The organism is Enterobacter cloacae complex sp. 2021EL-01169, assembly GCF_020733125.1.
Classification (GTDB): domain Bacteria; phylum Pseudomonadota; class Gammaproteobacteria; order Enterobacterales; family Enterobacteriaceae; genus Enterobacter; species Enterobacter roggenkampii.
Window position 1 is genome coordinate 812412 of record NZ_JAJFTC010000002.1, and the last position, 18924, is coordinate 831335.

Here is an 18924-nt window from a genome sequence, read left to right on the forward strand (position 1 = left end):
GGAAACAATAGCGTATTAGCTGCCGAACCAGATCGTCGCGGATATTGCAGGCAGCGCCAGCACGCCGTCCTGTATTGTCGCCTTGCCCTCTTTGCTCTTCCACGCAGCGACATTCAGCAGCGGTGAATCATCCAGCACCACTTCGCAGGCCTCGCCCCGGTTGATCGCCACCAGCACGCGCTGCTGGTTATAAACGCGGGCAAAGACCACGACGTTATCATGAGCGTATACCGCCTGGCAGCCGCCGTAGCGCAGGGCAAGACTCTGCTTACGCAGCTTCGCCAGCCGCTGATACAGGCTGAACAGCACTTTGTCCTGTTTCTCTGGTGCCCACGGAAAGGTTTTGCGGCAGAACGGATCGTTGTTGCCGTCCAGCCCCACCTCGTCTCCGTAGTAGATGCACGGCACGCCCGGCCAGGTGAAGAGCCAGGTCACCGCCAGCGGCAGACGCGCGACGTCCTTGCCCAGCAGGGATTTAAAACGCGCGGTATCGTGGCTATCGAGCTGGTTAAACATCCGCAGCTGCTGCTGATGCGACAGCCCGGCGCGGTAGTTCTCCATCCACGCCATGCAGGTTTCCGCGTCGATATGATTTGGATCGTAGGAGATATCGGTGTTGGCGAGGAATCCCCACAGCGGGAAGGTAAAGCCGCGATAGTTCATCGCCGCATCTTCCGCATCATTCTGCAGCCACTGGCGCGCGTCACCAAAGTGCTCGCCAAAAACGAACGCTTCCGGCTGTGCGGCTTTTGCCGAGCGCGTTATGCCGGCGACGTGCTGAAGATTGTTCCGCGCCCCGCCCGCTTCGCCGAGCATATGCACCACGTCCAGACGCCAGCCGTCCATATTCCACGGCGCCTTCAGCCAGTGTCGGACGATGCTGTCTTCGCCGCCGTAGATTTCATTAACGAGCGTTGGCGACTGGAAATCCAGCTTCGGCAGGCTCGGGTAGCCCAGCCAGTCCAGCGCGCGGCCCTCCTCGTTAAAGCTGTACCAGTCGCGCTGAGGCGAATCCGGGTTATGACATGCCCCGCCCATCGACTGGTTATGCCGATCAAACCACGCATGCGAATCGCCGCTGTGGTTGAACACGCCGTCCAGGATCAGGCGCATCCCCTCTTTTTGCGTATTCTTACGCAAGCGCAGCAGCGCCTCGTCGCCGCCAAACTGCTCATCAACGTGGCGATAATCTTCGGTATCGTATTTGTGTACGCTCGGGGCTTTAAACACCGGGTTGAGGTACAGCGCCGTCACGCCCAGTTTTTTCAGGTACGGCAGCTTTTCGCTGATACCGTCGAGATCGCCGCCGTAGAAGGTCGAGCCGCCCGCCTGCGCGGTTAACGGCTCATCCCACGCATTCAGGATAATGTCGTGGCCCGCTGCATGGTGGTAATAGATCTTATCCTGGTCGGCAGTGCGCTTTTCGCTGCGCGCAAAACGGTCCGGGAAAATCTGGTAAAAGACCTGATCGTTAACCCACTGCGGGCCGTTATCCGGATAATCGACCGCAAACTGCTCCAGCCGTGCAGGCGGGAAACGGCTAAACCCCTGCGGGGTAAACCACAGCTGACGGTTGTTCCACAAAAGCTTAAAGCTGTAGCGGCGGCGCGGCTGTCCGCTGTTCAGATCGATATTCGCCCGCCAGGCGGTAATACCCGGCTGCGGCTGGCTGCGCAGCTTGTGCATTTTCAACCCGGTCTCTTCGTTATCGATTTCGGCGCGGAGCGTCACGCGATCGGGCTGGTTTTCCCCCGCCAGCCAGAGCGTAATCACAAGGTTGTCTTTGTTTTGCTTAACAAATGGGGCAACCGGAAGGTGCCAGGCGTTTAACATCACGAATCCCCTCTGATGAAATTGACGTCACCTTGCCACAGGGTGGTTAAGGATAGCTCACCATGATGGGATTTATTGGGGGAGGAGGACGGGGGAGGAGTTTTTTGGGGGGTAAAAGGGAGTGTAGGCCGGGTAAGCGCAGCGCCACCCGGCATTTTTACCTTACTGCGCTTCCGCCAGCTGACGGTCGCGGCGGCATTTAAACACCCAGCCCACCAGCAGCAGCACGATCCACGCGCAGCCCACGTAGAGCGAAATGCGGGTGTCCGGATGGTAGCCAATCAGGCCAATGATAAACACCAGGAAGATCAGCCCGACGATGGTCGTCGCAACGCCGCCCGGTACTTTGAACTTCAGCGCTTTCGCCTCATCCGGCGACAGGCGACGGCGGAAGGCAATCTGCGACAGCAGGATCATGATCCACACCCACACCGTCGCGAAGGTCGCCAGAGATGCAATCACCAGGAAGACGTTCTCCGGCATGATGTAGTTCAGATAAACCGAGAACAGCAGCGCCACGGTCATCACCACAACGGTCACCCACGGCGTGCCGCGGCGCGAGGTTTTGGCGAACACCTTCGGCGCGCTGCCCTGCTCTGCCATGCCGTGCAGCATACGCCCCACGCCAAAGACGTCACTGTTGATCGCCGAAAGCGACGCGGTCAGCACCACAAAGTTGAGAATGCTGGCGGCAAACGCAATACCCATATGCTGGAAAGTCAGGACAAACGGGCTACCGTTGGTACCCACCTGATTCCACGGGTAGATGGACATGATCACAAACAGCGTACCCACATAAAACACCAGAATACGCATCGGCACCGAGTTGATGGCGCGCGGAATGGATTTCTCCGGGTCTTTCGCTTCCCCGGCAGTAATACCGATAATCTCGATACCGCCGTAGGCGAACATCACCATCTGCAGCGACATCACCATGCCGAGCCAGCCGTTGCTGAAGAAGCCACCGTTGCTCCAGAGGTTATGGATCCCGGTCGGCTGCCCGCCGTTGCCAATCCCCCAGATGATGATCCCGAAACCGGCCACAATCATGATGATAATGGTGGCGACCTTGAAGAAGGAGAACCAGAACTCCAGCTCGCCGAACACCTTCACGCTCATCAGGTTGACGGCGCAAATGATCAGCACCACGCTCAGCACCCAAATCCAGTGCGGCACCGCCGGGAACCAGACGCCCATATAGATGCCAAACGCCGTCACGTCGGCTATTGCCACGATCAGGATTTCGAAGCAGTAGGTCCAGCCGGTGATAAACCCGGCCAGCGGGCCGAGGTTTTCCTGCGCGTAGCGCGAGAAGGAGCTGGCGGAGGGGTTATGAACCGACATTTCGCCGAGGGCGCGCATGATGATATACGCCGCCACGCCGCCGATGATGTACGCCAGCAGCACGCTTGGACCGGCCATTTTGATGGCATCTGCCGAGCCATAAAAAAGACCGGTGCCAATAGCAGAGCCCAGCGCCATAAAGCGGATGTGGCGCGTGCTCAATCCACGTTTAAGTTTGTTAGTGCTTTCCATTTAAATCTTGCCATTCAACACGAAAAAAACAAAAAACCACGGGGCCTTAAGCCCCGTGGTTAAACAGTTTGTTGCCGTTGATTAATGGGCGTTCGATGCGACCTGACGCCCTGCAGCACGGTCCCAGATAACCGCCAGAACCAGTGCAACAACGGTAGGCATCAGCCAGGCCAGGCCCTGCTCGGACAGCGGCAGACGCTGTGTCCAGGCTGGCAGAATTTCAGCGAACGCTGATGCTTTAATCCCGTCAAGGATACCAAAAATCAGGCTGATAAACATGGCTGGCGCAATAATTCGTGAGGAGTTGTTCCACCACGGGCGGGTGAAGCTCAGCACCACCAGCACGATGCACGGCGGATAGATCGCCGTCAGTACCGGAATAGAGACCTGAATCAGGTGGCTCAGACCGAGGTTGGATACCGCCATGGAGAAGATACCAAGGATAAACACCAGGGTGCGGTAAGAGAGCGGCAGGTACTGCGCAAAGAACTCAGCACAGGCGCAGGTCAGGCCAACCGCGGTAACCAGGCAGGCCAGGAAGATGAGCGCCGCCAGCAGCATACTGCCTGCACCACCGAAGGTGTGCTGGACATAGGCGTGCAGGATAGCCGCACCATTCGCGTTTTGATCGACCAGCATCGCGCTATCGGAGCCCAGGCGGAACAGCGCCAGATACAGCAGCGTCAGGCCTACACCGGCCATCAGGCCAGCCCAGATGGTGTAGCGGGTCAGCAGACGCGCTTCGGTCACACCGCGGGAACGCGCGGCGTTAACGATAACGATACCAAACACCATCGCGCCCAGCGTATCCATCGTCAGGTAGCCGTTCACAAAGCCGTTAGAGAACGCGGCGTTTTTATAGGCGTCCATCGCGTCGCTAATCGGGCCTGCAGGCCAGACGATAGCCGCCACCGCCAGGACAATCAGCGCCACAATTTTCAGCGGAGCCAGGAAGTTACCCACGGTATCCAGCAGCTTGCCCGGATAGAGGGAAACCAGAATCACGATAGCGAAGTAGATCAGGCTGTAGATGAACAGCGGCATCGCGCCGTCACCGGTCAGCGGAGCAATACCCACTTCGAAGGAAACGGTCGCGGTACGCGGGGTGGCAAACAGCGGACCCACGGCCAGATAGCAGACGGTAGCCAGCAGAACGCCCGCCACTTTGCCAATCGGGGTGCTGAGGCTATCCACACCGCCGCCGACTTTCGCCAGCGCGATGACGGTCAGCACCGGCAGACCCACGGCAGTAATCAGGAAACCAAACGCGGCGGTCCAGACGTGTTCACCCGCCTGTAAGCCAACCATTGGAGGGAAAATGATGTTGCCTGCGCCAACGAACAGCGCAAATGTCATAAAGCCCAGCGCGATGATGTCACGCGATTTTAAGTGATGGGTCATAAAACCTTACTGCCTGTGGATGTGGTGTTGAAAACATTGAGATTTTCGCTGCCCCTGACGGGACGATACAGCCGAAAATTTGCTCAATTTTAGCGGGATATGCTCCCGTCCTGGCGTGGAGAAGAATAGTTTTTCGATTTACCACGCAAATACAGTCGGTCTGACAGTATCTGGGGGGCAATTTAAACGCTTATAACGTTTAAAGGCAAGGTGGGATCGTAAAACCAGAACAATATGCCAGCATGAAAATACACTCCAGCACAATACGCTAATTATAAGAAAAACCCATGGCTAATCATGCGAACAAAAAACAGCCAGCCGTATAAAATTCACACGCGTTTCGCTTGACTGCAAAGCAAACGGGCCAGCGATGGCTGACCCGTGGAAAGGTAAAATGACACACCTGCCGTCAGGCGATCTTTTTGGCAATTAATCGTTCCGGGATCACGAAGCTGAAGCGGGTTCCTTTACCCAGGGTACTCTGAATATCGAGACGGCTTTCATGGTGATTCACCGCGTGTTTCACAATCGCCAGCCCCAGGCCGCTTCCACCCGTCTGCCGCGATCGCGCTTTATCCACGCGATAGAAGCGCTCGGTCAGACGCGGAATATGCTCCGGCGCGATCCCCGGCCCGTTGTCCTCCACGCTAAACTCGGCCCCCGTTGGGGTATGCTGCCAGCGCACCACGATCTCCGTCCCTTCCGGCGTATGGTTTACCGCGTTATACACCAGGTTGGAGATAGCGCTGCGCAGCTCATCTTCACTGCCCAGCACCTTTAGCGTGTTGTCGACCTCAAAGGTCAGGTGATGCTTTTTGTGGCTTAACGTCTGCGCTTCACGCTCCACGACCCGCAGCATCATCGGCACATCAATAGTGTCATTCAGCGCGAGCGTGGGTGCTGCTTCAATCTTAGAGAGCGTCAGCAGCTGCTTCACCAGGCCTTCCATCCGGTGCGTTTGCTCGCGCATGGTGTGCAGCGCTTTTTCACGCGGCGCACCTTCCAGCGTTTGCTCCTGCATCATCTCCAGGTAGCCCTGCAGCACGGTCAGCGGGGTACGCAATTCGTGACTGACGTTGGCGAAGAAGTTGCGGCGCGCCCCTTCCAGCTGGTGCATCTGGGTGACATCGCGCGCCACCATCAGCCACTGCTTATCGCTGTAGGGCATCACGCGGATCTCCAGATGGCGACCGTTATTGAGCTTGAGATTGTGCGGACGGGTAAAATCACGCTTTTTCAGGTACAGCGTAAACTCGGGATAACGCAGAAGGTTGAGGATATTCTGGCCATTATCGTCCGGCCAGCGCAGGCCCAACAGCTGCTGCGCCAGGCCGTTACACCAGAAGATCGTCCCTTCTTCGGTGGTCAGAATGACCGCATCCGGTAGCGACTCCGCACCGCTGCGAAAACGCTTAATCAGGCTTCCCAGCTCGCGGCGGCGCTTTTTATTTCGCATCTGCATCTGGTGCAGACCGTACAGCAGCGGCTCCCAGCTGCCGCTTCCGGGCGGCGGCGTCATGCTTCGGTCAACCCACAGCCACCAGGAGAGGCGCAGCAGGTTCCAGAAATGCCAGATCAGCAGCCCGGTGACCGACGCCAGCAGAAACCACGGCAGATGTCCAAGAAAGGCCCCCAGAATGAAGGCCGGAATACAGCATAAGATCAGTTCAAAGACGAGCCTTTTCCATGACAGACGTTCCAGCACGCGTCACACTCCTGTCATTGTTCAGAAACGGGTAGAAAAACGATAACCCGTGCCGCGGACCGTCTGCACCATGCGATCGTGGCCGCTCAGTTCCAGCGCTTTTCGCAGGCGGCGGATATGTACGTCAACCGTCCGGTCTTCGACATACACGTTAGTTCCCCAGACGTTATTCAGCAACTGCTCGCGGCTGTACACGCGTTCCGGGTGGGTCATAAAGAAGTGCAGAAGTTTAAATTCGGTAGGCCCCATGTCGAGGGGATTTTCACCGGTCATCACGCGGTGAGACGTCGGATCAAGGCTCAGCCCCTGCATCTCAATCACCTCTTCCACCGCCATCGGCGAAATACGGCGCATCACGGCTTTAATGCGGGCCACCAGCTCTTTGGGGGAGAACGGTTTGGTAATGTAATCGTCCGCGCCGGTCTCCAGACCGCGCACACGATCCTCTTCTTCTCCGCGCGCCGTAAGCATTACAACCGGGATGTCGCGGGTCAGCGCTTCACGCTTCAGGTGTTTGATAAACTGCAGTCCGGAGCCGCCGGGCAGCATCCAGTCCAGCAGAATCAGATCGGGCCAGGGTTCATTCAGCTGGTTCACTGCGCTGTCATAATCTTCCGCTTCAACCGGCTGGAAGCCGTTTTGCTCGAGCACGAAGCACACCATTTCACGAATTGGAGCTTCATCTTCTACGACCAGAATACGTCTCGCCATACTTTGCCCTGTCTTATCTTATTTACGTTACAAGTTTGTAATTCGGCGCCATTATGCGTCAGATTTATGACAGATTTATGAAAAACAGTACCACTATAAATGGCAAACTGTTGTTTTATTACAGCGGTTATTTTCCCTTCTCTGAACGTTTATAATCCTGCTTTCTCTTTTTTGCCACGGATCAGCTATGCGCATACTTCACACCTCGGACTGGCATCTGGGTCAAAATTTTTACAGCAAAAGCCGTGCGGCTGAACATGAAGCGTTCCTGAACTGGCTGCTGGAAACGGCCCGGACGCATGAGGTGGACGCGATTATCGTGGCGGGAGATATTTTTGATACCGGCTCGCCGCCGAGCTATGCGCGTGAGCTGTACAACCGCTTCGTGGTGAATCTGCAGCAAACCGGCTGTCATCTGGTGATTGTCGCCGGCAACCATGATTCCGTCGCGACGCTTAACGAATCCCGCGACATCCTGGCGTTTCTCAATACCACCGTCGTCGCCAGCGCCGGGCACGCCCCGCAGATCCTGAAAAAGCGCGACGGGTCGCCCGGGGCGGTACTGTGTCCGATTCCCTTTTTGCGTCCGCGCGACATCGTGCAAAGCCAGGCGGGGCTGTCGGGCGCGGAAAAGCAGCAGCATTTGTTACAGGCGATCGCCGACTATTACCGCCAGCAGCACGCCGAAGCCTGTGCCCTGCGCGGTGACCAGCCGATTCCGGTGATTGCGACCGGGCACCTCACCACCGTCGGGGCCAGTAAAAGTGACGCCGTGCGTGACATCTATATCGGCACGCTGGATGCCTTTCCGGCGCAGCACTTCCCGCCAGCCGACTACATTGCGCTCGGACACATCCACCGGGCGCAGATCGTCGGCGGCTGCGAGCACATCCGCTACTGCGGCTCGCCCCTTTCGCTCAGCTTTGACGAAACGGGCAAAGCCAAATCCGTGCATCTGGTGAGCTTTCGCGAGGGCAAACTCAGCGCCGTCGACACGCTGGAGGTGCCCGTAACTCAACCGCTGGCGGTGCTGAAAGGCGATCTCGATGCCATCACCGCCCAGCTGGAGCAGTGGCGCGGCGTCGAGCAAGATCCCCCCATCTGGCTGGACATCGAAATCACCACCGACGGCTACCTGCACGATATGCAGCGGAAAATCCAGGCGCTGACCGAAGACCTGCCGGTAGAGGTCTTGCTGGTGCGCCGCAGCCGCGAGCAGCGCGAGAAAATTCTGCTAAGCGCTCAACGCGAAACGCTCAGTGAACTGGGGGTCGAAGAGGTATTTGAACGCAGGCTCTCACAGGAGGAGATTGACGATGCGAAGCGCGCAAGACTCAGCGAACTGTTCAGCCATACCCTGCATGCGCTCAATGACGAGGAAGAAAACGCATGAAAATTCTGAGCCTGCGCCTGAAAAATCTCAACTCCCTCAAGGGCGAGTGGAAAATTGACTTTACCGCTGAGCCGTTTGCCAGCAACGGGCTGTTTGCCATCACCGGCGCGACCGGGGCAGGTAAAACCACCCTGCTCGACGCCATCTGTCTGGCGCTTTATCACGAAACGCCGCGACTGCAGAAGGTCTCCCAGGCGCAAAACGACCTGATGACGCGCGACACCGCCGAGTGTCTGGCGGAAGTGGAGTTCGAGGTAAAAGGCACCGCCTATCGCGCCTTCTGGAGCCAGAACCGGGCGCGCAACCAGCCGGACGGTAACCTGCAGGTGCCGCGCGTGGAGCTGGCGCGCTGCGAAGATGGCAAAATCCTGGCCGACAAAGTGACGGATAAGCTGGAGCAAACCGCCGCGCTCACCGGGCTGGACTACGGGCGCTTTACCCGCTCGATGCTGCTCTCTCAGGGGCAGTTTGCCGCCTTCCTTAATGCCAAGCCGAGCGATCGCGCCGAGCTGCTGGAAGAGCTGACCGGCACCGAAATCTACGGTCAGATTTCCGCCATGGTGTTTGAGAAACACAAAGCGGCCCGCAGCGTGCTTGAAAAGTGCGAGGCGCAGGCGGCGGGCGTCGTGCTGTTGAGCGAAGAACAACAGCAGCAGTTACAGCAAAGTTTGCAGGCACTTACTGACGCAGAGAAAACCCTGCTGGAACAGCAGCAAAACCAACAGAAACATTTTCAGTGGCTTACGCGCCATGATGAGCTCGTGCGCGAGCAACAGCGCGTCACCGCGATGCAGCAGCAGGCGCAACAGGCGCTGACGGACGCTGCGCCTGAGCTGGCAAAACTGCAGCTTGCTCTGCCCGCCGCCCAGCTGCGACCGCTCTGGGAACATCAGCAGGAGCAAACCGCGCGTCTGGCACAAACGCAGAAGCGAATTATCGAAGTAAATACTCGCTTACAAGCCAGAACCGCGCTGCGTTCACGTATTCGCAATACCGCCCTGCGTAACCACGAGCAGCTTCAGACCGAACTGACGGCGCTGGCGCAGTGGCTGGCGGAGCACGAGCGCTATCGTCTGTTAGGCCAGGAGATTGCAGGCTGGCGCGCCCAGTTCTCGCAGCTTAACCGCGATAAAACGCAGTTAGCCTCGCTTGCTGCGCGGATAGGTGAATTACGCAACAGGCTGGCTGCGATGCCGGAAAACGCGCTGACGCTGACGGCGGATGAGGTCAGCGCGGCCATGGAGCAGCAGTCCAGGTCCCGCACGCTGCGCCAGCAGCTGACGTCGCTGCATGCCCGCTATCAGCCGCTGCAAAAGCGCCTGCGCCAGAGCAGTGAAAGCGTGCAGAAGGCCCAGGCCGAACAAAATAAACTCAATGAAACGCTGACGCTGCGCCGCCAGCAGTACAAAGAGAAAAACCAGCACTATCTCGATCTAAAAGCCCTGTGCGAAACCGAAGCAACAATTAAGAAGCTGGAGCATTACCGCTCCCGGCTTGAGGCGGGCAAACCCTGTCCGCTGTGCGGTTCCTGCGAACATCCCGCCGTTGAGCAATATCAGTCGCTTGAGCTGACGGATAACCAGCGCCGCCGTGATGCCCTGGAAAAAGAGGTCGTCGCCCTTAAAGAGGAAGGCCTGCTGGTGCTGGGACAGGTCAATGCCCTGACTCAGCAGATCCAGCGCGAGACAGACGACGCGAAGACGCTTTCTCAGGAAGAGCAAGCGCTCACTAAAGAGTGGGTGGCAGCCTGCACGTCCCTGAACATTACCTTGAATATTCAGGACGATATCGCGCCATGGCTGAACGAACAGGAACATTACGAGCGCCAGCTTTATCAGCTCAGTCAGCGTCTCACCCTGCAGAACCAGCTCAACGAACAGGACGCGCAGGAGCGGCAGTATCAGCAGCAGCTGGCGGCCACGCGGCAGGCGCTGGAACATGCCCTGCTCGCGCTCTCGCTTAACGCACCTGAAGAAGGTCAGGAAGCCGCCTGGCTTCAGGCCCGTGAAGCTGAATTCGCGCAGTGGCAGGAGAAGCAAACGCAGCACGGCGTGCTTCAGGAACGCATAAACGCCCTGAAGCCGCTGCTCGACGCGCTTCCGGCAGCGAACAGCGAAGACGCCGAACCGGTTATTCCTGATAACTGGCGCGCCATCCACGACGAGTGCGTGTCGCTGCAAAGCCAGCTGACCGCGCAACAGCAGCAGGAAGCGCTGGAGCGAGAGCGCCTGCAGCAGTCGCAGACGCAGTTCACCGCGGCGCGCTCGGCGAGCTGCTTTGCCGACCAGGACGCGTTTCTTGCCGCGCTGCTGGATGACGACGCTATTCGCCACCTTGAGCAGCTGAAACAGTCGCTGGAAAACCAGATACAGCAGGCCGCGGCGCTGTCCGGGCAAGCGAACCAGCAGCTGCAGTCTCATCTGGCACTGCGGCCGGAAGGGCTCGATGCCGATGCCGCCACGCTGCAAATCCAGCTGCAGCAGCTGGCGCAACAGCTGCGCGAGAACACCACGCATCAGGGCGAGATCCGTCAGCAGCTTAAGCAGGACAGCGATAACCGGCAGCACCAGCTGGCGTTGATGCAGCAAATTGAAGAGGCCGCGCGCCAGGCGGATGACTGGGGTTATCTGAACGCGCTGATCGGCTCCAGCACCGGCGACAAGTTCCGTAAGTTCGCCCAGGGGCTGACGCTGGACAATCTCGTCTGGCTGGCTAACCAGCAGCTTAACCGTCTGCACGGACGTTACTTATTGCAGCGTAAGGCCAGCGACGCGCTGGAGCTGGAAGTGGTGGATACGTGGCAGGCGGATGCGGTCCGCGATACCCGCACCCTCTCCGGCGGCGAGAGCTTCCTGGTCAGCCTGGCGCTGGCGCTGGCGCTTTCCGATCTGGTGAGTCATAAAACGCGGATCGATTCCCTGTTCCTGGATGAAGGGTTCGGCACGCTCGACAGTGAGACGCTGGATACGGCGCTGGATGCGCTCGACGCGCTGAACGCCACCGGGAAAACCATCGGCGTGATCAGCCACGTTGAGGCGATGAAAGAGCGTATTCCGGTGCAGATCAAAGTGAAGAAGATTAACGGGCTGGGGTACAGCAAGCTGGATAAAGAATTTGCCGTGCAGTAAAGGTCCACTCCACATGTAGGCCGGGTAAGGCGTAGCCGCCCCCCGGCTTTTTTATTGTGGCTGCCTGAATTCGCCCGGTGGCGCTTCGCTTACCGGGCTTACAGAGCCGTTTATTCTGGCCACAGCCACGCCGCGCCGCGCACGCCGCTGGAGTCCCCGTGGACGGCTTTGCGGATCGGCGTTTCACACTCGCCGCCGAAGACCCACTGCTTCACCAGGTTCGGCACCGTGGCGTACAGCCGGTCGACGTTGCTCATGCCGCCGCCCAGCACAATTACGTCTGGGTCGAGAATATTCACCACGTGGGCCAGGGATTTCGCCAGCCGCATTTCATAGCGGCTCAGGGCCAGCTCCGCCACCGGATCCTGCGCTTCGACCAGACGCATGATCTCATTTCCCTTGAGCGGCTGGCCGCTCAGGCGGTGGTAATCGGTCGCAAAACCGGTGCCGGAGATAAAGGTCTCAATACAGCCCTGTTTTCCGCAGTAGCACGGCACTTCGGTGCGGTATTTGAGTTCGTCTTCATCCATCCACGGCAGCGGGTTGTGCCCCCACTCGCCCGCGGTGCCGTTACCGCCGATATGGGCGCGCCCGCCGAACGCTACGCCCGCACCGCAGCCGGTGCCGATGATCACGGCAAACACGGTCTGGGCACCGGCCGCCGCGCCGTCGATGGCCTCAGAGACCGCCAGGCAGTTGGCGTCGTTGGCCAGACGCACTTCCCGCTTCAGGCGCGCGCTTAAATCTTTATCAAACGGCTGACCGTTGAGCCAGGTGGAGTTGGCATTTTTAACCACGCCGGTATACGGCGAGATCGACCCCGGTATCCCCATCCCGACGCTGCCGGTTTGCCCTGTCGCCTGCTCGGCCATCTCGACCAGCCTGGCAATCGTCTCGATAGTCTGGTGATAATCATCGCGCGGCGTTGGCAGACGATGGCGGAACAGCTGCTCCCCCTGCTCGCTCAGTGCGATGACTTCTGTTTTGGTGCCGCCCAAATCGATCCCAATACGCACAAGACTCTCCTCATTATTTTGATTATCAACAGAGTAGAAGCACGCTTCCCGATTAGCAATGCAAGCGATGCGACAATTCGTTATCATGCCCGCTGATTTAACGACAAGGCCGTGGAAATTATCATGCTGTGGTTCAAAAATTTGATGGTTTACCGTCTCAGCCGCGACGTTTCGCTGCGTGCAGAAGAGATGGAAAAACAGTTAGCCGCTTATACCTTTTCCCCTTGCGGTAGCCAGGATATGGCGAAAACCGGTTGGGTTCCGCCAATGGGTTCACAAAGCGATGCACTGACCCACGCCAGCAGCACGGGTCAAATCATCGTCTGCGCCCGTAAAGAAGAGAAAATACTGCCGACGCCGGTGGTTAAGCAGGCACTCGAAGCGAAAATTCTCAAGCTGGAAGCCGAACAGGGCCGCAAGCTGAAAAAGACCGAAAAAGATTCGCTGAAAGATGAAGTACTGCACTCCCTGCTGCCGCGCGCCTTCAGCCGCTTAAGCCAGACCATGATGTGGATCGACACCGTTAACGGGCTGATCATGGTGGACTGCGCCAGCGCCAAGAAAGCAGAAGATACGCTGGCCCTGCTGCGTAAAAGCATCGGCTCGTTACCGGTCGTTCCGCTGGCGCTGGAAACGCCGATCGAGCTGACGCTGACCGAATGGGTACGCAGCGGTGCTGCGGCTCAGGGTTTCCAGATCCTTGATGAAGCCGAGCTGAAAGCCCTGCTGGAAGATGGCGGCGTGATCCGCGCGAAGAAGCAGGATCTGGTGAGCGACGAGATCGCCGTCCACATCGAAGCGGGCAAAGTGGTCACCAAGCTGGCGCTCGACTGGCAGCAGCGTATTCAGTTCGTGATGTGCGACGACGGCTCCGTGAAGCGTCTGAAGTTCTGCGACGAGCTGCGCGATCAGAACGAAGATATCGACAGGGAAGATTACGCCCAGCGTTTCGACGCGGACTTCATCCTGATGACCGGCGAGCTGGCGGCGTTGATTCAGAATCTGGTGGAAGGTCTCGGCGGCGAAGCGCAGAGATAACGGGCAAACCGTAGGCCGGGTAAGCGTTAGCGCCACCCGGCTAATTTTTTATTTCAGGTAGCGGCACAGATAAGAGGTAGGTTCAGCCACCTGCAGATGGAACTCACTGTGGCCAGGGACGTTGAAAACCTGTCCGGCTGCGTAAACTTTCCATTCCGTTTCACCCGGCAGTAAGACGTTCAGCGCCCCGCTGACGACCGTCATCTCTTCCGCTTCCGCCGTGCCGAAGGTGTATTCCCCTTCCGCCATGACGCCAACGCTGGCGCGGCCAGTGCTGCTGCTGGTAAAACCAATGGATTTCACTTTACCGGAAAAGTATTCGTTACTCTGAAGCATGAACTGGCCCTTATATTTTTAGATAAAAATTCACTATAGGGGCCATGCTCATCACCTGTCACGCAAAATCATTACATGAGCAGTTCCGAGGCCAGGCGAGCCATCAGAACGTTGGATAACAGCACCGGCACATCCAGCGCTTTTTGCAGTAAATCACGATGATGCTGGTGGAACCCCAGGCAGTCCAGAATCAGGACATCGGCCCCTCTTTCCAGCAGTTCCTTCCCGGCCGCAATGAGTTTGGCCTCGCTGTCCCAGAACGGATTCGCCAGCGCGTACAAGGGCACTTTTTCCAGCACGTGCCATTTTGCCTCCTGGTTATCCATGAGCTCCTCGATGGGGACAATCACCCCCACCTGATGACCATCCACGATGGAGGCCACCAGCGGCGGAATGATGCGCATCGGTTCCAGCAAAATCGCATTGCGCGCCGTAAGTCCCTTTATGGGGGCGGTGCTCATCAGCAAAATAACGTCATAGCCCTGATTATCGAGCACTTCTATTACGCCCTGTAGCGAGCGCTCGATCTTCTGGCGGGAAACATGCGCCAGTTTACCGTCACTTAATAACGTCGCCAGGGGATCCTCCCCCGCCTCGACAGCGTAGTCTTCCATGACCTCTTCCCGACTCATCTTGCCCAGCAGGCTGAGATGCGTAATCTGTTGTTCAGATACATGCTCGGTTAAGAGCGGTAACACTTCGCTTACAGGGACCACACCAATGGTGAGGATCGCCAACGTTGCCTTCATCTTTATCGCCTTCCATTACTCCAACATCGTGCACACAGGTACAGACTCACTACGCTGCACAGTTCGTTTTTTCAACAAAACAGCACCAAGCGTAGCAGGTGATCCCGACACCGAAATGTAAAGATCGCCTGCCGATACCAGAGTTACTTGTATTAACTAAATATTAACTCCTGCTTAACTTTTACGATGAGTAAAAAGTGTGATTCAGGCACGATCCTGGAGCGTTTAGGAAACCGCTCAGGTTATGTCGGGATCTTCATAGCGCCGCTTCGCATCCAGCGCTTCCTGTTCCGTCTCGTGTTCACTGATCAGCGAGTCGGGTTTGGGGTGATCGGCACGCAGTTGATACCAGGTCACAGTGTGACCTGTCTGGCCTTTTTCAACGGTCACAATGCGCGCTTCACGCGGATAGGGAGGTCTTGTTGGCATAGCTCATCCTTTTTTTATGTCTGAGCTATAAGTATAGACGCCGCTTAGCTGGCACACGCCAAACGCAGGGCGGTAATAATCTGAATCACAACGTCTTCGGGAGAGGCGGACGCATCCACCACGTGGTGAGCCGCTTCGCGGTATAACGCATCGCGTTCGGCCAGCACTTCACTCACCTCTTCGTTCAGCGGCCTGGAGGTCAGCGCAGGGCGTTGCCCCTCTTCCGGAAAGGCTTCCAGACGCCCAACCAGGGCCGACACCGGCGCGCTGAGGTAAATCACAATCCCCTTTTCGCGCATAAAGTGACGATTACACTCCGCCAGAACAATGCCACCGCCGGTGGCGATCACCGCGGACGGGGTCGTGACCGCTTTCAGCGCGGCCGTTTCGCGTGCGCGAAAGCTCTCCCAGCCTTCCTGCTCAACAATGTCGGCGATGGTTTTTCCGGCCTCGGTTTGCAGCCAGTGGTCGGTATCCACAAACTGGCGATGACACACGCGTGCCAGCTCCAGGCCAACGGTGGTTTTCCCACAGCCGCGGGGGCCAACTAAAAAGATGGGTTGGGTCATAGCCAGGTGTTCCCCTTGATGCCGGAAGGCTGAAGAGTGTAAAGAAATAATTGCAGAAGATGTTGCGATTACTTTACTGCAAAGCGGTACGGGATGACAACCCTGTGGAGGCCACACTGTACCACACATTGACAATAATTATCATTTCGCTGTACGGCGCTTCACTTCCAGCAGCCATTTATCCAGCTCGGCAGCAAACTGCTGGCGATCGCGCTGTGAGAGGCTGTCCGGCCCACCGGTCTGCACGCCGCTGGCCCGCATGGTATCCATAAAATCGCGCATCGTAAGTTTCTCGCGGATGGTCGACGGCGAGTATCGCTCACCGCGCGGATTGAGCGCTGCCGCCCCTTTATCCAGCACGTCGGCCGCCAGCGGAATGTCCGCCGTGATCACCAGATCTTCCGCGCTGCACAGGCGGACAATTTCGTTGTCCGCCACGTCAAACCCGGCAGGCACGCGCAAAGAACGAATGAAGCGCGAAGGCGGCACGCGAATATTCTGGTTCGCCACCAGCGTCAGCGGCATCTGAACGCGCTCGGCGGCGCGAAATAAAATCTCTTTAATCACGTTCGGACACGCGTCCGCATCAACCCAAATCGCCATATTGTCTCCCCATAATGACTCTGCCGACTATTGTCGCCTGCATTTCGTTGTTAAGCTATCAATCAGAGAAAACAACGCATAATGACGGAGGATCGTGATGGACAAGAAAATCGGGTTTATCGGCTGCGGTAACATGGGCAAAGCCATTCTGGGCGGCCTGATCGCCAGCGGGCAGGTGCTGCCGGGTCAGATTTGGGTCTATACCCCGTCACCGGACAAGGTCGCCGCGCTGCGCGATCAATACGGGATTAACGCTGCCGAAAGCGCGCAGGAAGTGGCCCAGGTCGCCGATATCGTCTTTGGCGCCGTCAAGCCGAACATCATGATCAAAGTGCTGAGCGACATCACCTCCAGCCTGAATAAAGAGACGCTGGTGGTGTCGATTGCCGCGGGCGTGACGCTTGACCAGCTGGCGCGCGCGCTGGGCCATGACCGCAAAATTGTTCGCGCAATGCCCAATACCCCCTCGCTGGTTAACGCCGGCATGACCTCCGTCACGCCTAACGCGCTGGTGACCCCGGAAGACGTAGCCGATGTGCTGAACATTTTCCGCTGCTTCGGCGAAGCGGAAGTGATTGCCGAATCGATGATCCATCCGGTGGTGGGCGTGAGTGGTTCTGCGCCTGCGTATGTCTTCATGTTCCTGGAAGCGATGGCCGATGCCGCCGTGCTTGGCGGAATGCCGCGCGCCCAGGCGTATAAGTTCGCCGCGCAGGCCGTCATGGGCTCCGCCAAAATGGTGCTGGAAACCGGCAAACACCCGGGTGAACTGAAAGATATGGTTTGCTCCCCAGGCGGTACCACCATCGAAGCGGTGCGGGTGCTGGAGGAGCGCGGTTTCCGCTCGGCCGTCATTGAGGCAATGGCAAAATGCATGGAAAAATCAGAGAAGCTGAGTAAATCCTGATCGTTTCAGTCGGGCGTCAGGCGGCCACTTCGGTGCGGCTGCGCCCGGCATTTTTCGCCCTGTACAGCGCCACGTCAGCCGCCTTTAGCCATTCCCGATAATGTGCAAACTGCGGCCCCCAGGGGGCAACGCCCACGCTGATGCGCAGCGCCTCTTTTGGCGCGCACGGTAGCGACAGCTTTTCCAGCCGCTCATGCACCCGGGACATGACGGCGATGGCGCTTTCCGCTGCGGTCTGCGACATAATCACCGCAAACTCATCCCCGCCAAACCGGCCGATGGCATCACCTGACCGCACCGACATCTGAAGCTGGCGCGTGATGGCAATGATCGCCTCATCCCCCACGGCGTGCCCCCAGGTATCGTTGATATTTTTAAAGTGGTCGATATCAATCAGTAAAATCGTGGCGGTGCAGCGATCGCGGCGGCAATGCTCAAATTCATTTCGCAGCAGCATTTCCCAGTGTCGGCGATTATAGACCCCGGTCATGCCGTCGCGGGTGCTCATCATTTCCAGCCGCTGCTTGTGCTCAGCAAGCCTGACGGCGGTGCGGTGGCTGAGCCAGGCAAACAGCATGGGATAAAGCACCAGTACGGGAAGCGTTAAGCTCCACTCCACGAGGTCGGGGTTGAAGACGGCCACGCGCCCAACAATCGGCAGCGTCACCAGCGCGGAGAGCAGAGTCAGCAGGATCCCCGGGATAAACAGACGACAGCCCCCGGAGCCCATCATATTCATTCCGACCATCATCACCAGCGCTGCCGAGGGTAACGCGCTCATCCCCATCACGCCGATCCAGAGCCCGGCAATGATGGCATCGATCTTAAGATTGAACTCTTCCTGCTGATGAGGTGACGCGGCCCGACAGGATAACTGCCAGGCGAAATGGGGCCAGACGAACGCCCAACCGACCAGTAAAAGCCACCAGCCGCCGGGTAAAAAATGGGTGACCAGCATTCCTGCAATCGGGAAAAATATCGCTGCCAGCCCCACGGCGCGCGCCAGCCGAACCCGCCGGGCAAACTGAATGCCGGCGCGGTGAGGGTCATCCTGAGAAAGGGTTAAATTCCACTCTTCCCGAATGCGCTTTGTGTTGTAATACGTTTCATCATTCATCATTTTTGGGAATATTCTGAAACATTTTCCCAAATTATAGAGAGGGGGTCTGCGGGGAAAGTATGAAATTTCGGGTGAGCCGCCGGAGCCGCTCACCCGTTCGAACTACACTTTTTTCTTCAGGCAGGCACTCATGAACTTGCTGCGGTCATCCCCTTTCAGGGACTGCTCGGTTGCCTTGGCATTACACTCGCGCATCTTTTGCTGCTGAGGCGTCAGGCTTTTTTCAGCTGGCTTTGAAGCGCCGTTTTTGAGGCAGTCGCTCATGTAGGTCTTGCGGGCATCGCCCTTCAGACTCTGAGACGTCGCCTGTTGATTACAGGTGGTCATACGCTGCTGCTGCGGCGTTAACGTTTTCTCTTCCGCGTTCGCCGAGGCGACCAGGAACAGGCCGGAGAGCATAGTAACCAGTAATGTTGTTTTCATTGCACCATCCTTTTGTGAACATTCCCT

17 protein-coding genes are annotated in these 18924 nt (G+C 57.8%); 4 read left to right on the forward strand and 13 right to left on the reverse strand.

The window, feature by feature from the left end:
• Positions 1–15 precede the first annotated feature (15 nt).
• From malZ to phoB, 5 genes are all read right to left on the reverse strand, one after another.
• Positions 16–1833, reverse strand: a complete 1818-nt coding sequence (gene malZ, locus LLF79_RS10275; RefSeq protein ID WP_032674249.1) for a maltodextrin glucosidase — start codon at positions 1831–1833, stop codon at positions 16–18.
• 162 nt (positions 1834–1995) lie between these two features.
• Complete coding sequence (proY, locus tag LLF79_RS10280) at positions 1996–3369, reverse strand: proline-specific permease ProY (RefSeq protein WP_032674248.1); 1374 nt, start codon at positions 3367–3369, stop codon at positions 1996–1998.
• 81 nt (positions 3370–3450) lie between these two features.
• Positions 3451–4770, reverse strand: a complete 1320-nt coding sequence (gene brnQ, locus LLF79_RS10285; RefSeq protein WP_008503262.1) for a branched-chain amino acid transporter carrier protein BrnQ — start codon at positions 4768–4770, stop codon at positions 3451–3453.
• Positions 4771–5179: 409 nt separating this feature from the next.
• A complete protein-coding gene (gene phoR / locus LLF79_RS10290; RefSeq protein ID WP_008503264.1) occupies positions 5180–6475 on the reverse strand; it encodes a phosphate regulon sensor histidine kinase PhoR in 1296 nt (431 codons plus the stop codon).
• A gap of 21 nt (positions 6476–6496) precedes the next feature.
• Positions 6497–7186 (reverse strand): phosphate response regulator transcription factor PhoB, encoded by a 690-nt coding sequence (gene phoB, locus LLF79_RS10295; protein ID WP_008503265.1) that lies wholly within the window; start codon positions 7184–7186, stop codon positions 6497–6499.
• A 187-nt stretch (positions 7187–7373) separates the two neighbouring features.
• Between phoB and sbcD the strand changes: the two genes are divergently transcribed.
• Both sbcD and sbcC read left to right on the forward strand, forming a co-directional pair.
• A complete protein-coding gene (sbcD, locus tag LLF79_RS10300) occupies positions 7374–8579 on the forward strand; it encodes an exonuclease subunit SbcD (protein WP_032674246.1) in 1206 nt (401 codons plus the stop codon).
• Positions 8576–11707 carry an exonuclease subunit SbcC gene (gene sbcC, locus LLF79_RS10305; protein ID WP_206805158.1) on the forward strand — a complete coding sequence of 1044 codons (3132 nt, stop codon included), beginning with the start codon at positions 8576–8578 and terminating at the stop codon, positions 11705–11707. The genes sbcD and sbcC overlap by 4 nt, the downstream gene beginning before the upstream one ends.
• A gap of 110 nt (positions 11708–11817) precedes the next feature.
• Here the strand turns inward: sbcC and mak are convergent, their stop codons facing one another.
• A complete protein-coding gene (mak, locus tag LLF79_RS10310; protein ID WP_021241673.1) occupies positions 11818–12723 on the reverse strand; it encodes a fructokinase in 906 nt (301 codons plus the stop codon).
• 123 nt (positions 12724–12846) lie between these two features.
• Here mak and rdgC point away from each other — a divergent pair, with 123 nt between their 5' ends.
• The gene (rdgC, locus tag LLF79_RS10315; protein ID WP_227879462.1) at positions 12847–13761 is read left to right on the forward strand and encodes a recombination-associated protein RdgC; all 915 of its coding nucleotides are present in this window, start codon (positions 12847–12849) and stop codon (positions 13759–13761) included.
• A 48-nt stretch (positions 13762–13809) separates the two neighbouring features.
• On the opposite strand, the gene ppnP is transcribed toward rdgC, so the two are convergent.
• The 5 genes from ppnP to LLF79_RS10340 form a co-directional block, all read right to left on the reverse strand.
• Positions 13810–14097, reverse strand: coding sequence for a pyrimidine/purine nucleoside phosphorylase (gene ppnP / locus LLF79_RS10320; RefSeq protein ID WP_008503270.1), 288 nt, complete (start codon positions 14095–14097; stop codon positions 13810–13812).
• 71 nt (positions 14098–14168) lie between these two features.
• On the reverse strand, positions 14169–14846 hold the full coding sequence (locus LLF79_RS10325) for an AroM family protein (protein ID WP_008503271.1): 678 nt from the start codon (positions 14844–14846) through the stop codon (positions 14169–14171).
• Positions 14847–15083: 237 nt separating this feature from the next.
• A complete protein-coding gene (gene yaiA / locus LLF79_RS10330; protein WP_008503272.1) occupies positions 15084–15275 on the reverse strand; it encodes a protein YaiA in 192 nt (63 codons plus the stop codon).
• Between the two features lie 44 nt (positions 15276–15319).
• Positions 15320–15844: a shikimate kinase AroL gene (gene aroL, locus LLF79_RS10335; RefSeq protein ID WP_008503273.1), complete on the reverse strand. Its 525-nt coding sequence runs from the start codon at positions 15842–15844 to the stop codon at positions 15320–15322.
• Positions 15845–15985: 141 nt separating this feature from the next.
• Positions 15986–16447, reverse strand: a complete 462-nt coding sequence (locus LLF79_RS10340) for a YaiI/YqxD family protein (protein WP_227879463.1) — start codon at positions 16445–16447, stop codon at positions 15986–15988.
• Positions 16448–16544: 97 nt separating this feature from the next.
• Here LLF79_RS10340 and proC point away from each other — a divergent pair, with 97 nt between their 5' ends.
• Positions 16545–17354 carry a pyrroline-5-carboxylate reductase gene (gene proC / locus LLF79_RS10345; protein WP_021241675.1) on the forward strand — a complete coding sequence of 270 codons (810 nt, stop codon included), beginning with the start codon at positions 16545–16547 and terminating at the stop codon, positions 17352–17354.
• A 16-nt stretch (positions 17355–17370) separates the two neighbouring features.
• Here the strand turns inward: proC and adrA are convergent, their stop codons facing one another.
• Both adrA and psiF read right to left on the reverse strand, forming a co-directional pair.
• Positions 17371–18474, reverse strand: coding sequence for a diguanylate cyclase AdrA (adrA, locus tag LLF79_RS10350; protein WP_227879464.1), 1104 nt, complete (start codon positions 18472–18474; stop codon positions 17371–17373).
• Positions 18475–18576: 102 nt separating this feature from the next.
• A complete protein-coding gene (gene psiF, locus LLF79_RS10355) occupies positions 18577–18897 on the reverse strand; it encodes a phosphate starvation-inducible protein PsiF (RefSeq protein ID WP_150146431.1) in 321 nt (106 codons plus the stop codon).
• Positions 18898–18924 lie beyond the last annotated feature (27 nt).

Coding starts and splice junctions, on each gene's coding strand:
- rdgC (WP_227879462.1), top strand. CDS start 12,847: ATGCTGTGGTTCAAAAATTTGATGGTTTACCGTCTCAGCCGCGACGTT.
- brnQ (WP_008503262.1), bottom strand. CDS start 4,770: ATGACCCATCACTTAAAATCGCGTGACATCATCGCGCTGGGCTTTATG.
- psiF (WP_150146431.1), bottom strand. CDS start 18,897: ATGAAAACAACATTACTGGTTACTATGCTCTCCGGCCTGTTCCTGGTC.
- proY (WP_032674248.1), bottom strand. CDS start 3,369: ATGGAAAGCACTAACAAACTTAAACGTGGATTGAGCACGCGCCACATC.
- phoB (WP_008503265.1), bottom strand. CDS start 7,186: ATGGCGAGACGTATTCTGGTCGTAGAAGATGAAGCTCCAATTCGTGAA.
- malZ (WP_032674249.1), bottom strand. CDS start 1,833: ATGTTAAACGCCTGGCACCTTCCGGTTGCCCCATTTGTTAAGCAAAAC.
- sbcC (WP_206805158.1), top strand. CDS start 8,576: ATGAAAATTCTGAGCCTGCGCCTGAAAAATCTCAACTCCCTCAAGGGC.
- LLF79_RS10325 (WP_008503271.1), bottom strand. CDS start 14,846: ATGAAGGCAACGTTGGCGATCCTCACCATTGGTGTGGTCCCTGTAAGC.
- adrA (WP_227879464.1), bottom strand. CDS start 18,474: ATGATGAATGATGAAACGTATTACAACACAAAGCGCATTCGGGAAGAG.
- ppnP (WP_008503270.1), bottom strand. CDS start 14,097: ATGCTTCAGAGTAACGAATACTTTTCCGGTAAAGTGAAATCCATTGGT.
- LLF79_RS10340 (WP_227879463.1), bottom strand. CDS start 16,447: ATGGCGATTTGGGTTGATGCGGACGCGTGTCCGAACGTGATTAAAGAG.
- proC (WP_021241675.1), top strand. CDS start 16,545: ATGGACAAGAAAATCGGGTTTATCGGCTGCGGTAACATGGGCAAAGCC.
- yaiA (WP_008503272.1), bottom strand. CDS start 15,275: ATGCCAACAAGACCTCCCTATCCGCGTGAAGCGCGCATTGTGACCGTT.
- aroL (WP_008503273.1), bottom strand. CDS start 15,844: ATGACCCAACCCATCTTTTTAGTTGGCCCCCGCGGCTGTGGGAAAACC.
- sbcD (WP_032674246.1), top strand. CDS start 7,374: ATGCGCATACTTCACACCTCGGACTGGCATCTGGGTCAAAATTTTTAC.